Annotated in this window: 12 protein-coding genes; 6 read left to right on the top strand and 6 right to left on the bottom strand. The window is 40.4% G+C overall.

Features of this window, described 5'->3' with window-relative positions; translation table 11 throughout:
• Positions 1 to 18: 18 nt before the first annotated feature.
• The 3 genes from LVD17_RS16720 (at position 19) to pth (ending at position 2,347) form a co-directional block, all read left to right on the top strand.
• Positions 19 to 957 carry a ribose-phosphate pyrophosphokinase gene (locus LVD17_RS16720; RefSeq protein ID WP_233760156.1) on the top strand — a complete coding sequence of 313 codons (939 nt, stop codon included), beginning with the start codon at positions 19 to 21 and terminating at the stop codon, positions 955 to 957.
• A gap of 43 nt (positions 958 to 1,000) precedes the next feature.
• On the top strand, positions 1,001 to 1,624 hold the full coding sequence (locus LVD17_RS16715) for a 50S ribosomal protein L25/general stress protein Ctc (RefSeq protein WP_233760155.1): 624 nt from the start codon (positions 1,001 to 1,003) through the stop codon (positions 1,622 to 1,624).
• A gap of 162 nt (positions 1,625 to 1,786) precedes the next feature.
• Positions 1,787 to 2,347, top strand: a complete 561-nt coding sequence (gene pth, locus LVD17_RS16710) for an aminoacyl-tRNA hydrolase (RefSeq protein ID WP_233760154.1) — start codon at positions 1,787 to 1,789, stop codon at positions 2,345 to 2,347.
• A gap of 56 nt (positions 2,348 to 2,403) precedes the next feature.
• Here the strand turns inward: pth and metG are convergent, their stop codons facing one another.
• The 4 genes from metG to LVD17_RS16690 all read right to left on the bottom strand — a co-directional run bounded on the left by metG (position 2,404) and on the right by LVD17_RS16690 (position 9,260).
• A complete protein-coding gene (gene metG / locus LVD17_RS16705; protein WP_233760153.1) occupies positions 2,404 to 4,455 on the bottom strand; it encodes a methionine--tRNA ligase in 2,052 nt (683 codons plus the stop codon).
• A 77-nt stretch (positions 4,456 to 4,532) separates the two neighbouring features.
• Positions 4,533 to 6,668, bottom strand: coding sequence for a tetratricopeptide repeat-containing sensor histidine kinase (locus LVD17_RS16700; protein WP_233760152.1), 2,136 nt, complete (start codon positions 6,666 to 6,668; stop codon positions 4,533 to 4,535).
• Between the two features lie 100 nt (positions 6,669 to 6,768).
• Complete coding sequence (locus LVD17_RS16695) at positions 6,769 to 7,011, bottom strand: HTH domain-containing protein (protein ID WP_233760151.1); 243 nt, start codon at positions 7,009 to 7,011, stop codon at positions 6,769 to 6,771.
• A gap of 137 nt (positions 7,012 to 7,148) precedes the next feature.
• Positions 7,149 to 9,260 carry a tetratricopeptide repeat-containing sensor histidine kinase gene (locus LVD17_RS16690; RefSeq protein ID WP_233760150.1) on the bottom strand — a complete coding sequence of 704 codons (2,112 nt, stop codon included), beginning with the start codon at positions 9,258 to 9,260 and terminating at the stop codon, positions 7,149 to 7,151.
• A gap of 367 nt (positions 9,261 to 9,627) precedes the next feature.
• On the opposite strand from LVD17_RS16690, the gene LVD17_RS16685 reads away from it, so the two are divergent.
• The 3 genes from LVD17_RS16685 (at position 9,628) to typA (ending at position 12,390) form a co-directional block, all read left to right on the top strand.
• Complete coding sequence (locus tag LVD17_RS16685; protein WP_233760149.1) at positions 9,628 to 9,792, top strand: hypothetical protein; 165 nt, start codon at positions 9,628 to 9,630, stop codon at positions 9,790 to 9,792.
• A 103-nt stretch (positions 9,793 to 9,895) separates the two neighbouring features.
• On the top strand, positions 9,896 to 10,060 hold the full coding sequence (locus tag LVD17_RS16680) for a hypothetical protein (protein WP_233760148.1): 165 nt from the start codon (positions 9,896 to 9,898) through the stop codon (positions 10,058 to 10,060).
• Positions 10,061 to 10,584: 524 nt separating this feature from the next.
• Positions 10,585 to 12,390 (top strand): translational GTPase TypA, encoded by a 1,806-nt coding sequence (gene typA, locus LVD17_RS16675; protein WP_233760147.1) that lies wholly within the window; start codon positions 10,585 to 10,587, stop codon positions 12,388 to 12,390.
• 142 nt (positions 12,391 to 12,532) lie between these two features.
• Here the strand turns inward: typA and bioB are convergent, their stop codons facing one another.
• Positions 12,533 to 13,528 (bottom strand): biotin synthase BioB, encoded by a 996-nt coding sequence (bioB, locus tag LVD17_RS16670; RefSeq protein ID WP_233760146.1) that lies wholly within the window; start codon positions 13,526 to 13,528, stop codon positions 12,533 to 12,535.
• 166 nt (positions 13,529 to 13,694) lie between these two features.
• Positions 13,695 to 15,446 (bottom strand): signal peptide peptidase SppA, encoded by a 1,752-nt coding sequence (sppA, locus tag LVD17_RS16665; protein WP_233760145.1) that lies wholly within the window; start codon positions 15,444 to 15,446, stop codon positions 13,695 to 13,697.
• Positions 15,447 to 15,491: the final 45 nt, after the last annotated feature.

Below are 15,491 nucleotides of genomic sequence, written 5' to 3'. Positions count from 1 at the left end.
AAGGCAAAACGCGCAAAAATGGCATCCGTAAAGATTTTCTCCGGCAAATCAACCAAATATCTTGCTACTAAAATTGCTCATGCTTATGGCAAACCTCTGGGAGAGGTTACATTGCAGGAATTTAGCGACGGAGAGATGTCACCTTTCTTTACAGAGTCGGTAAGAGGTTGTGATGTTTTTATTATACAGTCTACCTTCCCTCCTGCTGACAATTTCATGGAGCTACTGCTCATGATCGATGCAGCCAAAAGGGCCAGCGCAAAATATGTAACCGTAGTAGTGCCTTACTTCGGATATGCCAGACAAGACAGAAAAGATAAACCAAGGGTAGCCATTGCTGCAAAACTTATGGCCAACCTTCTATCGGCAGCCGGTGCAGACCGAATTATGACCTGCGACCTTCATGCTGACCAGATCCAGGGCTTCTTCGACATCCCTGTTGACCACCTTGACGGTACTTCAATCTTCATACCATACATCCGCTCTTTAAACCTGGAGAATATCATGTTTGCATCTCCTGACGTTGGAGGTGTGAAAAGAACACGTAGCTTTGCTAAATTCTTCAATGCTGAGATGGTAGTATGTGATAAATACAGAGAAAAAGCTAATGAGGTAGCTACCATGCGGCTTATCGGTGATGTTGAGGGTAAAGATGTGGTGATGGTTGATGACCTTATCGACACCGGAGGAACTATGTGCAAGGCTGCTGCTTTGCTTAAAGATAAAGGAGCGACTTCCGTAAGAGCTGTAGTAACCCACCCTGTACTTTCAGGCAAGGCTTATGAAAATATCTCCAGTTCGGTTTTGGAAGAGCTTGCAGTTACAGATAGCTTACCTTTAAGAGCAGATCAGGATACTTCAAAAATAAAAGTTTTGACCGTTTCTGATCTTTTCGCCAAAGCCATCAGAAAAATCCATGATCACGAGTCTATCAGCTCGCTTTTCATAGAATCATAATCAGATTAAGAAACTATACATTTTAAACTAAATAAATAATAAGATGAAAACAGTTGAGATTATAGGGTATAAAAGAGCAAATCTCGGCAAGTCAGTTGCTAAAAGGTTACGTGCAGAAGGGAATGTACCTTGCGTACTTTACGGTGGTGATGAGCAGATACATTTTTATGCGCCAATGATTTTATTCCGTGAGCTAGTTTACACTGACAAAGCTCACTTTGTAAACCTTAACGTTGAAGGACAAGAATATCAGGCTATCATGCAGGATATACAGTTCCATCCGGTAAGTGAAGTTATTTTGCATGTTGATTTCCTACAGCTATTCGAAGGAAAAACCATTAAAATGGATATTCCTGTACACTTCGAAGGTGATGCTCCCGGTGTTACAAAAGGTGGTACATTAATTAAGAAAAGAAGGTATCTGAAGGTAAAAGCTTTACCTAAAGATATGCCCGAATACATTACTGTTAACCTTTCAAAACTGGATTTCGGTAAGGCTATTAAGGTAGGTGAGATCGAAGAGCAGAACTTTGAGATCCTTGATTCAAAAATTGCTTCTGTAGCGGTGGTTGAGATCCCAAGAGCTCTAAGAGGAAAAACTCAGGAAGCTGATGCAGAAGAAGCAGAAGAAGCCGGTGAGGCTGCTGCGGAAGGTGCAGAAGGCTAAGAACTGCTGATATTTATCATTTCAAAAGGCTGTCTTAAAAGTCAGATTGAGTGAATAGGAATCGGAATAACCTCCGCACACTTACTTACTCAAGTATCAAAACGACTTTCGGACAGCCTTTTTATTTTATTGTTATTCAAAAACTGAAAAGCCCGATAACTAATGAAATACCTGATAGCCGGACTGGGCAACATCGGCCCTGAATATGAAATAACAAGGCATAACATTGGGTTTCTAACCCTCGACAGGCTTGCCGAACAGGAAGGCATAAACTTTAGCACTGAAAGGCTGGCCATGAAAGCAGAGTTTAAACACAAAGCGAGGCAGATCCACCTGATCAAACCCACTACCTACATGAACTTAAGTGGCAAGGCAGTCAATTTCTGGATGCAGGAGCTAAAAATACCCAAAGAAAACCTCTTGGTAGTGGTTGATGATATAGCTTTACCTTTCGGCAATTTGAGGCTGAGGGCGAAAGGCTCTTCGGCAGGCCACAATGGACTGAAAAATATAGAGCAAATAACCGGTGGGGCAAACTATGCCCGGCTTAAATTCGGCATCGGTGATAATTTCCACAAAGGCCATCAGGTTGATTACGTACTAAGCCCTTTCACCAAAGAAGAGTTTAATATGCTTCCTGAAAAGATGGATAAGGCCAATGAAATGATTCTGTCGTTTTGCACTATTGGTATCAGCCGGACCATGACCCAATATAATGACTAGGGAAAGTTTTTCACCATCCTCAACCAATCGAGGATGGTGAAAAATAAGCCGATAATTTAACTAATGCCTGATCCGGGCTGCACAGCTTCGGAAGGCTGCACAAAACGTAGCGTACCATCCAGGTTTTCCGCCATTAATATCATACCCTGAGACTCCTCTCCCATTATCTTTCTGGGAGCCAGGTTAACCAATATTGACACTTGTTTCCCTACCACATCTTCAGGAGCGTAGTACTCTGCAATGCCACTCAGCACTATTCTTTGATCAATCCCGGTATCTACCTTCAGCTTGAGTAATTTCTTGGATTTACGCACTTTCTCAGCTTCGAGGATGGTTCCTACACGGATGTCCATTTTAACAAAATCGTCAAAAGTAATTTCTTCCTTAGCCGGTGTCACTTTTATGTTTTCAAGTTCATTGGCAACTTTGGTATCTTCCAGTTTTTGCATTTGCTTTTGAATTACATCATCTTCAATTTTCTCAAACAGCAGCTCCGCTTTATTGATCTGATGACCAGAAGGCAACAAATCGATATGGCCGGTCTCATTCCAGTACATTTTATCCATACCCAACATGTCTGCTAACTTCTGAGTTGTAAAAGGAAGGAAGGGTTCTCCGAGTACAACAAGATTGGCCGCAATCTGAAGCCCAATATTCATGATAGTTTTAACACGCTCAGGATTCTCTTTGATTAACTTCCAGGGTTCAGTATCAGCCAGGTATTTATTTCCCGTTCTGGCCAGGTCTATAAATTCACCCAGGGCTTCTCTAAACCGAAAAGCCTCCATTGATTTTGCTATCCTTTCAGGTGCTTCCTTTATTTTCTTAATCGTATCGTGGTCGATATCATACAGTTCTCCACGCTCCGGCACTACTCCTTCGTAATACTTGTTAGTCAGTACCACCGATCTGTTGATGAAATTACCGAATATAGCTACCAGTTCGCTGTTGTTCCTGGTTTGGAAATCTTTCCAGGTAAAATCATTATCCTTGGTTTCCGGAGCATTGGCACAAAGCACATACCTCAATACATCTTCTTTACCAGGCAGGTCTTCCAGGTATTCATGAAGCCATACAGCCCAGTTTTTAGAGGTGCTTATTTTGTTCCCTTCAAGGTTTAAAAACTCATTTGCAGGCACATTATCAGGCAATACATAGCTGCCGTCCGCATGAAGTATGCTGGGAAAAATAATGCAATGAAACACTATATTATCCTTACCAATAAAATGGAGCAGCCTGGTATTTTCATCCTTCCAGTAAGGCTCCCAGTCTTTATTATTTTCAAGCGCCCACTCCTTGGTAGCTGAAATGTATCCTATTGGCGCATCAAACCAAACGTAGAGCACCTTTCCTTCTGCGCCTTTTACAGGTACAGGAACACCCCAATCAAGATCCCTGGTCATTGCCCTTGGCATCAGTCCCCCATCGAGCCATGATTTGCACTGACCATACACATTACTTTTCCATTCTTTGTGGCCTTCCAGAATCCACTGTCGAAGCCATTGCTCATATTCATTCATTGGGAAGTACCAATGTGTGGTTTCTTTCAACACAGGCTTATCCCCACTTAAAGCAGACCTTGGATCGATTAGTTCGGAAGGGCTCAATGATGACCCGCACTTCTCACACTGGTCACCATATGCCTGATCGTAATTACAATTTGGACAGGTACCTATGATATAGCGGTCAGCGAGAAATTGCCTGCTTTGTTCGTCATAGTACTGCTCTGAGGTCTTTTCCTCAAAAACACCTTTTTCAAAAAGTTCCTTGAACATCGCTGATGATGTCTCGTGGTGTATCTTATTTGAGGTTCTTGAATAGATATCGAAAGATATACCAAGCTTCTCAAAAGAATCTTTGATCAGGGTATGATACTTATCAACAATTTCCTGCGGAGTGACCCCTTCCTTTCTTGCTCTAAGTGTTATGGCCACGCCATGTTCATCAGAACCACATACAAACAGAGCATCTCTTTTCTGGCTGCGCAGGTATCTGACGTATATATCAGCCGGCACGTATACTCCTGCAAGATGACCAATATGAACCGGACCGTTGGCATAAGGAAGTGCCGCTGTTATGGTGTGTCTATCAAATTTTTTCTCAGGCATTATTAATCATTAGTTAATGCCGCAAAGATATAAGATATTAAAAGGAATTGTTAATTATCCTGACTATAACCGGAAATTTATGAGGAAGGAAGCGTTACTCTGAAATGTGTATAGGCCTTGTCGTCATTCTGCAGCATTACATCACCTCCCAGTTTCTGTGCGCTTTGCTTCACAATATAGAGTCCAAGTCCGATCGTTTGATGACGTAGTGCGGCTTTAGAAAACATTTGAAAAATATCATTGACATCCTCATCCTTTATTCCTATGCCATTATCCAGAAAGTGGATAACACACCAATCACCTTCTCCCTTTGTAATTTTGATCTTTGATACACTGGTTCGGTCCGGAACTTTAAACCTGACGGCATTCTGGATCATGTTAAAAAAGATAAGATCGACCAGCAATGGGTCCGAGTAGCATTTTAGGGCGGAGTCTATTTCATAGGTTACCATAAAGTCGTCTGTACCCTCTATATTACGCACCTGCCGAATGCACTTTTCAATCAACTCTTCAAAGTTGATCATCTTATATTTCAACTCCAGGCTATTAATATCGCTGATGGTCTTTAACCTGGTAAGTATATCATTAAGCCCCGAAGAAGTCTGCAGCAGCATTTTAAAATACTTAAGCGCCTTGTCGTTCTTAATATCGAGCAACGCTACATTGCAAATACCCATTAATGTAGCCAGCGGCCCCTTGATATCGTGAGATGACTTATAAAGGAAATTGTCCAGTTCCAAATTGGCCATTTTCAACTGCTGATTACGATCCTCCAGCTCCTGAGTACTTTTTTCTACTTTATCCTGAAGGTGGACATTATATGTGGCCAGTTTTTCATTTTGCTCGGTTATCAGGGCATGAGCTTTTTCCAGCTGGGCATTTTTAGAGATCAGCACCTCTTTTTGAGCCTCTATTTCCTCTTTCTGAGATAGAATTTCAAAATTTCTTTCTGCCAGAATTGTGTTGATCCTTTTATTGTGCCTGTAAGCATAGAATATCAAAATTGCCAGAAGCAACGCCAATCCAAATATTATAATAAGGAAAATATTTATTTTACGGTTTATAATTAACTGACGTTCCTTTTTTTCCAGTATTTTCTGGTTTTCCTCTTCCTGTATTTTCAACTGGATGGCTGACAGGTTGTGTGCCAGCGCTTCATTAAAGAGAGTGTCTCTAAGCTTCAGCAGGTTAGTCTTATACTCGTAAGCCTTGTTTATATCTCCTTTTTGCTGATAGAGGTCGGAAAACAAGCTGAAATTTTCAAACATCCGCTCTTTGGATCCTATTTCTTCTGCGATTTCCTGACTCTTGTTGAGCAGTATTATGGCGCTATCATAATCTCCTTTTCGCTGAGCTTCTTTACTGTAATAGTAATAGATTTCTGAGATTCCGTTTTTCTCGGAAATCTCCTCTCTTAATCCCAGGGAAGCATCCAGGTACTTTCGTGATTTTTCAAAGGCCCCAAGTTGCTGATATACACGCCCTAAACCACTGTAAGTAACAGCATTCCAGTTTTTATTGTCAACCCCAAGCCTTAATGATCTTTCAAAAAAACTCTTGGCTCTTGCCAGGTCCCCCTCTTTCAAAAAGGTTATTCCTATATTATTTAATGAATATAATTCAAGATTAGAGTCGTTACTGACTATGGCAACATCCAGTCCTTCGTTAAAATACTCCCGGGCTTTTTTATAGTCTTTTAGCTTGTCATAAACCAAACCTATATTATTCAACGTTAAGGCCTTTCCATATACCTCATTGATAGCCTGTTTAAGATTTAAAGAACGCAGGAGGTTTTCAAGAGCACTTTGATAGCTACCCATATTATAATAGGCCAGTCCAATATTGTTGAGAGCGTTATTAATAAGCACTGTGTCGCGGATTTCAGAAGCTATTTTCAGCGACTTATTGGAGTAGAACAAGACGGAATCATAATTACCCAGGTAATAATAAACGCCACCTATGAGCCTTAATGATTTTGCTATTTTTTGCTGATCTCTCCCCTGCATCATCGAAAGTTCGTAGGCTTCCCTTGCATAGCTCATGGCATCTTCAGGATAATTTAACCAGGTTTTAACCACAAGTGTATGAAGAAGGTCAATTCTCGCAGCTTCTGAGGTATTTGGCAACTCATGGATAAGACTATCAAAGTCCTGACTTTGTATAATCGAGATATTACTTACAGCAAAGATTAATGCCACCCACAGAGCACGCATACTCTAACAGAGTTAGTTCAGACCATATATAACTCAATAAGTTAAAAAAAAATAATTGCAATCCAATTATTCGGTGATTAATAATAACAGGAATATTGCTCTACAAGGTAGATTCTCTAACAAAACCAAAAGTGAATGTCCCATCTTCTTCGTAACAATACTGCTGAGACAGCTCATTATAATATATCGGGGCTCCCAGGCTCTTCATTTCTTCAATACATCGAAAAAAAGTACTTCTTGAAACACCAAGCCTATTTGCCAAAGCAGAAGCATTTCCTTTATATTTCATTCTGATCATCCTGTCAAGACGAAGGTAAAGGTTTCTCTTTTCGTCGTTTGTCATAACGGTGCTTGCTTTTATTGAAATTAGTCACGGTTGATTTCAATAATACTTAAAGCTTAAAAAGTCACTTAATAATATACAAACTATTGAGAGTTTGTGCTACTTACTACAAAAGAAGAAATGATTGCGGAAGTACTCTAATGAAAAGGAAGAACTACTTCAAACTGCGTGAAGCTACCCCGAGCCTTGCTAAGAGTTATATCTCCCCCTAGTTTTTCAACGGCAAGTTTAACCAGGTAGAGTCCGAGGCCTGCCGTATCAGACATGTCAGAAGCCTTGGAGAAAATTTCAAAGATTTTGTAAGATACGTTCTCATCAATACCTATACCGTTATCTATCACCTGAACATGGAGCCTGTCGTTACTAAAAACTTTGATATTAATGAAGGAATCTACGCGACCGGAGGTATTATAAAATTTAAAGGCATTGCTTATAAGGTTTGTGAGGATGATCCTCAGGAGATCCTGATCACTTCTGAATTGCAAATCGCATTGAACTTCTTTTTCAACAGAAATGGCTTTAAGTGTTTTTGCGTTCTGCTGTTCGCATATAATATCAGTGATCATAGTATCAAAATCAATATGCTCATCTGAGATCAGAGAATTATTGATTTGATTAATTACCAGCAGTTTAGAAAGTATTTCATTAAGTCTTTCAGCCGTTTTGCTCAGCTTACTGAAGTAGTCGATAGACTTCTTATCTTCTATATCAATTAAAGCTACGTTACAAACCCCCTGCAGTGTTGCTAATGGCCCCCTGATATCGTGAGAGGTTTTATAAATAAAGTTATCAAGCTCATTATTTGATTTTAGCAGAGCGGCATTTGACTCATTGAGTTCCTGGGTACGTTCCCTTACCCTTTCCTCCAACACTGTATTCATGTTAGTCAGCTCCAGGTTCTGCTTCTCAATGGCTTCATTAGCCTCATAAAGCTTCCTGTTAACCTTCCTCCTTAACTGATTGTTTCTAAACAGTATCACCAGAATTACAACTGCCAAAAAGATAATAATAATTGAAAGAATTAAGAGCGTAGTCCTTCTGGATATCTCAGACTTTTGGAGACTTATGGTTTCAAGGTTCTCTCTTTCCTGATAGTTGATCTGTATATTGGCCAGGTTTTGAATAACCTCCTCGTTTAGTATCAGCCCACTTAGTGAATCATACTTTGACTGATATTCATAAGCCCTTTCAAAGTCCTTAAGCAAGGCATATATTTCACCGTAAAGCTTATAATTTTTATTAATCCAAACCCTGGAGTCTATCTTTTCTGCAAGATCCTGGCTATCATTTAACAGTTCAAGGGCCTCTTTTATACTTCCTTTTTCCTTTTTTATCCTGGCCAGGTAATGGGCATTATTTACCACATGGCTTTGCAAGCCTACATTCGTGGCGATCTCCATTGCGTCCCTTAAATACAATTCTGCCTGTTCTACATTATCCAGTGAGTGATATGCCAATCCGGCACCGTTCAAAGCATCTACCTTTATTCTGTCTTCGCATCCGTTCCGCTCACAAAGTTTTAACACCCTTGTGAAATTGTTTACTGCTTCATCGTAGTTGTTCAAATCAGAAAAACACAGACCAAGGTTTATGAGTGTCCCTTCAATTTTACTTTCGTCTTTAAGGGATTTTTTAATTTCCAGGGATCTTTTAAAATACTCTATCGCTTTATTGTAATCTTTGATCTGATAATAAACCAGACCAATATTATTGCAGGAAATAGCTATTTCCAGTTGGTTATTCTCTTCCTCTCTGAGTGATAGTGACTGAAAATGATACTGCAGGGCTTCATCATACTTGCCATAATAGTAATACGTGAGGCCAAGATTATTTAAAACAAACTTCTCCCTATCCTTAAACTGGTTTCTCCTGGCTATGTGGAGGGCATTTTGAAAATGATCGATAGCCAGCTGGTAGAAGCCCTTTTCCTGATAGACGTAGCCTACAGCAATTTCCGTCCGCACGATCATCAGACTGTCTCCGTACTCATAGGATAGGTCCTGCGATTGCTCGGCAAAATACAACGCACTATCGAGATCGGTCAGGCGGTAAGCTATGAACAATTCCATCAAGGCATTGCTCTTAGCTTCAAAATTATCACTTTCTGCTCTCTCCTTTAATGAATCAATTTTGGATTGAGCAAACCCCGCAGGAGTAATACAACTAAGGAGCAATAAAAGCAGCCACACCTCCCACCGATTAAATGGAATAAAGCTAACTTTAACAACCCATGTAATATTTTGCTGCATTTTAAATAGATTCCTACAATATTCTACCCCACATTTGTGAGCAAATGTAAAAATAACGCCAAAAATAATTTATACTGAACAATATCAACATGTAAGAAATAGAGAGATTTTTACCACAAATATTTAAAAAACGAGTAGCCTCTCGAAGTTAAAATTTCTTAAAACATTAAAAAATATAAAACAAGCATTACAAACTATAAAACAATATAACTATGAAAGCCAAACTATTTACAATTCTAGCCATTATTTTTTTAGCAACAATTTTTTCTTCGTGCACTGAAGAAGAAATAACTCCTGACGCTAACAAATCCGATCATTCCACCATAGGCCACGGAGAAAGTGACACCAACTTCTAAACTCAGCAACTATGAAAACTAAAATACTAATCATAACATTTACCCTGGCTGTAATCGCCTCATTCTCATTCATCACTATCAATAAGGAGACATTTTCAAAGAAAGAAAAGGCTCCGGGAGTTCAGCATACGGAACCTACAAGCGGCTTCGTGCTGGAGGATGTGAATCAGTTTTAATATAACGTAATCTTTATTCAAATAATATAGAAATGAGCCATAACAAGGTCACAGGTATATACAGAGAGCCTCCCTGGCTGATTTCACACAAAACTTACAAATCATGAAAACTAAAATAGCAATCGTTGCCTTTGCAGTAGCTGTGATCGCTTCATTTTCGTTCATTACCATAAATAAAACCGCCGTATCCAAAAAGGCTCAGGCAGAAGTAACCCAGCATAATCAACCTACATCCGGTTTTACGCTGGAAGACGAGAACCAGTTTTAACAAAGTTGTGCAGTAAAACATAAACTTTTGTTAAAAATCCTCTGACTGCTCAAACAAAAGCCTCAACAGGTTGTTGTAAATCTGGCTGATCATGCATGCGCAGACGATTAAAGTCAGCATAACTACATGCGGGTTTACACCAAAACTGATAGCCGTATAGCATAAACATCCCACCCACGGGTGGGTAAATGCTTGTCGGGCAGAACAAAAAAGCTGGCCGGGCCGGAGGAAAAATGATGTAATATTGAAATTATTTTTCAATTGAGATTTTCATCACATAAGGTTAGTTGCCAATTGTGAAGAATGGCTACGTATTTCTAAAGCAAAAGGTTCAAATATTACATGATTGGAATATAAATTTAAAATGAACTTTTTATAATTCACTGATTTTCAACCGGTAGCATTTTCCATCCGTTTAGTCTACCGGATTTAACCTCTTATATTGCTGTATTAATTAAATTTAATTTTGGTTTAACTATTCTTTGCTTTTAGTTTAGTAATTTTGCGGCTTAATTTTCAAGCTAATGCAAAATATTCGTAACGTCGCTATTATAGCGCACGTTGACCACGGTAAAACTACCTTGGTTGACAAAATTATTCACGCCTCAAAAATTATCAGGGAGAATCAGGAAACCGATGATCTCATATTAGACAATGAGGACCTTGAAAAAGAGAGAGGGATCACCATTGTATCAAAGAACGTTTCTGTCAGATATAAAGACGTAAAAATAAATATTATAGATACTCCTGGTCACGCCGACTTCGGAGGTGAAGTGGAAAGGGTTTTAAAGATGGCTGACGGCGTTCTTCTGCTGGTTGATGCCTTCGAAGGCCCTATGCCTCAAACACGCTTTGTACTTGGAAAAGCTATTGACCTCGGCCTGAAGCCGATCGTTGTAGTTAACAAAGTAGATAAAGAAAACTGTCGTCCTGACGAGGTACATGAGCAGGTTTTCGATTTGATGTTTAATCTGGATGCCACTGAGGATCAGCTTGACTTCCCCACGCTTTACGGTTCGTCAAAGCAAGGATGGATGAGCACAGACTGGAACAAACCTACTGACAATATATTCGAACTTCTCGACGCTATCATTGAGTACATCCCTCCTGCACCACAAAACGAAGGTGTATTGCAAATGCGGGTTACTTCCCTCGATTTCTCTGCTTATGTAGGACGAATCGCCATAGGAAGAATAGCTCAGGGCACTGTAAAGGAAGGTGACACTGTAGGATTAACAAAAAAAGATGGCTCTGTAAAGAGATGTAAAGTAAAAGAGGTTCACATTTTCGAAGGATTAGGCAAGAAACGCGTTCCGGAAGCATCATCTGGAGAAATCTGTGCGCTGGTAGGTATTGACAATTTCGAACTTGGAGATACCGTTACTGATATTAATAATCCGCAACCTTTGCCTCGTATAGCTATTGATGAGCCTACAATGAGCATGCTATTTACCATTAATAATAGCCCGTTTTTTGGTAAAGAAGGAAAATTTGTAACCTCAAGACACCTGCGAGACAGATTATACAAGGAAACTGAGAAAAATCTTGCCCTGAGGGTTGAGGACACTTCCTCTGAAGATAAATTCAATGTTTTTGGAAGAGGAATCCTTCACTTGTCAGTACTGATAGAAACCATGAGAAGAGAGGGTTATGAACTGCAGGTTGGTCAGCCACAGGTTATTATCAAAGAAATAGACGGCGTAAAACATGAACCGGTAGAGCACCTTGTGGTGGATGTTCCCCAGGAGACTTCAGGCAAAGTAATAGAGCTTGTAAGTGCCAAAAAAGGTGAGTTGAAGATCATGGAGCCCAAGGGCGACCTTCAACACCTTGAGTTTGATATCCCGGCAAGGGGACTAATAGGACTAAGAAATAATGTACTCACCGCAACTGCCGGTGAAGCCATCATGACTCACCGCTTTAAAGAATATGCTCCATTCAAAGGTGATATTCCCGGAAGGATCAATGGATCTTTGATCTCCATGGAGAACGGCCCGGGCACACCTTACTCGATAGATAAGCTTCAGGATAGAGGTATATTTTTTGTTGAACCAGGTGAAGATCTGTACACGGGACAGGTTATTGGTGAACACTCCAGGGATAATGACCTCGTAGTAAATGTTCAGAAAGGTAAGAAGCTGACTAACATGAGAGCTTCAGGTTCTGATAACAATGCTAAGATTGCTCCTCCGAAAAGGTTCTCATTAGAAGAGGCTATGGAATATATTCAAAAAGATGAATACCTTGAAGTAACACCTAAGTCTATCAGGATGAGGAAGATTTATCTTGATGAGAATGAACGAAAAAGAATGGCCAATAAAGACCAGTAAGCAAAACCATTGGCAAAACCGTACTTTTAAAAAGTCTGTAACTGATAGTTGCAGACTTTTTTTGTAAGATCATCATAATCATAAAAAACGCCCGAAAGGTTATCTTCCGGGCGTTTTTGTTATTTCATACGTATGCAGTGGCTTATAATGGTATCTGCTCAAATTTCACCGAAGCTTCTCCCTTAAATGCTTTTCTGGGTTTGAGGTTTAGCACCTGGAACATTTCTTCATCCTGTACCACATCAGGATTAGGGGTTGTCAACAATTTATCACCGGCAAATATAGAATTGGCCCCGGCCATAAAGCAAAGTGCCTGCTCTTCCATATTCATCCTCACTCTGCCAGCAGACAGCCTTACCATAGCTTTAGGCATAATGATTCTCGCAGTAGCTATCATTCTTACCATTTCCCAAACAGAAACACGTGGTTGCTCAGCCAGCGGTGTACCTTCCACCGGTACGAGGGCATTAACAGGAACTGACTCCGGGTGTTCCGGTAATGTGGCCAATGTGTGCAACATGCCCACCCTGTCTCCATCGCTTTCACCCATACCAATGATACCTCCCGAGCATACTGATATTTTTGCATTGCGCACATTTTTCAGGGTATCAAGCCGGTCGTCATAAGTCCTGGTAGAAATTATCTCATCGTAGTGTTCTTCACTTGTATCTAGGTTATGGTTGTAGGCGTACAGGCCTGCATCTTTCAGTTTTTGCGCTTGCTCTTCGGTAAGCATCCCTAAAGTACAGCACACTTCCAGCCCCATACCATTCACTCCTTTTACCATGTCAAGCACTCTGTCAAAATCACGGTTATCCCTGACCTCTCTCCAGGCTGCGCCCATGCAAAAGCGAGTACTTCCTGACTCTTTTGCTTCTTTTGCTTTTGATAAAACCTCTTCCGTTGGCAAAAGTTTATGCACCTTTACATCTGTATGATACCGGGCCGCCTGAGGACAATACGAGCAGTCTTCGGGACAACCACCGGTCTTAACTGAAAGCAAAGTACATACCTGGACTTCTGATGAATTATGATATTCTCTATGTACCGTGGATGCTTTATACATGAGATCCAAAACCGGAGAGTTATATATTTCAGCTATCTCCTCCCTTGTCCAGTTGTTTCTAATTTCAGTCATTCTATAATCTTTTTTTCTATATCAATCTGTTATTCCTTTTCAGGAAATGCAAATCAAAGTAAACACATTATCGTCAAAGGTCATTGCTTTTGGCCAAAGAAATTGACTTAATTAAGTCTGTTGCTGATCGCCTTTATTATTTATATGACCTGTAAATTGCTCAGCATTAATTCAATCGGAATTCGTAGGGCATTCTGGCCTGCAGACCGTTTAGCTCTTTTACTTTTCTTGCAGACTCCATGTAGGGATAAAATTCACCCATTTCCTCTTTGATCATTTCAGCGCTTCTTTCTCCTTCCAGTTCCTTCATAAACTCTTCAAAAATACTTTGCTGCTTAGGGTAGTACCTTACTTTATAGTTATCCTGCACATTAGCTTTAGCGGCTGCTATTTCGATAGCCGTTTCCAGGTCTCCAAGTACATCAACCAACCCGTTGGCTTTGGCCTGGCTTCCTGTCCACACCCTGCCCGATGCAATTTTCTTAAGTTCTTCAACATCCATACCTCTGCCCTGTGCCGCTTTGGTAATAAAGGTCTCGTAGCCATCTTCTACATCGTTTTGGATAATTTGCTTTTCCTGTTCGGTCAATGGTCTGGTCATGTTATAAATACTGGAAAGTTCACCGGTTTTCACCTCATCATTGGTTATGCCCAGCTTATTATTGAGAAAGCCCTGAAGGTTAAAGATTATACCGAAGATACCTATGGAACCTGTAATGGTATTGGGTTGGGCCACTATAGTATCACAAGCCATAGCCATATAGTAACCGCCCGATGCCGCCACATCCGACATGGATGCGATCACCGGTTTTTGCTCACTTGCAAGCCTGATCTCTCTCCACATTACATCCGAGGCCACAAAGCTTCCTCCCGGTGAATTGATCCTGATCACAATTGCCTTTATACCATCATCCTTTCTTGCCTTGCGGATCTCCTCAGAGAACTTTTCCGAACCAATGGTATTGACATCTCCTTTACCTGAAATAATGTCTCCCGATGCAACAATTACAGCCACTTCATTATCTGAACTCGTGTAAGTACTGAAACTCTCTTTGTATTTTTCGTATGATATCAGGTTAAGATCTTCGTCCTCTTCTATTCCTATTTCTGTCTTTAATGCAGAAACAACCTGATCAAAATACACCAACTCATCGGCCAAATGATACTCTATGGCCTGCTTGGGCCTTCTTACAAGCATGTTATCTGATATTTCTACTAATTTTTCCGGAGCAATACCTCTTGATTCGGCTATTTTAGCGATCACATTCCCATAAACGGAGTTAAGCATGGATGTAAGCTGAAGCCTGTTTTCTTCGCTCATATCTTTTCTCATAAACGGCTCCACTGCACTCTTAAAGTCACCCACCCGAAATATTTGCGGCTCTATATCCAGCTTGTCAAACAATCCTTTAAAAAAGGTAAGGTTGGCACTAAGTCCGTTAAGCTCTAAACTACCCTCAGGGTGCATGTATACTTTATCTGCAACAGAGGAAAGGTAATAACCACCCTCACTGTAAAACTCACTGAAAGCAACTACAAACTTCCCTGAACTCTTAAAGTCGTTTAACGCATCACGGATCTCTTCGGTAGCAGCCATGCCGGCCATTACAAACGGCGCCTCAAGATAGATGCCCTTGATATTGTTATCATCCTTCGCATTTCTGATGGCTTCTTTCAACTGCACAAGACCGATGGTGGTTGGTGCTGTCGGGAACATATCCAGCTCAGCAAAGGGGTTATTAAACTCTACTTCAGATATAGGTTTATCAAGCTTGATATGTAGAACGGATTTTTCTGACACCTTAACAGGTTCCTTCTGCGTCAATGCGCCTATTATACCCACAAACACCAGTATGCCCAGCACGGTAAATATTACCAGCGCCAGAAATGAGGCCAACAGATTTCGAAGAAAATTCATTTTTTAAAATTTTAATTAAGCGTCAAAATTAACAACTAAACATGC

Source organism: Fulvivirga ulvae, from assembly GCF_021389975.1.
GTDB lineage: Bacteria > Bacteroidota > Bacteroidia > Cytophagales > Cyclobacteriaceae > Fulvivirga > Fulvivirga ulvae.
The sequence above is the reverse complement of the archived record's forward strand: the minus strand, read 5'-3'. Positions and strand labels throughout refer to the sequence as shown.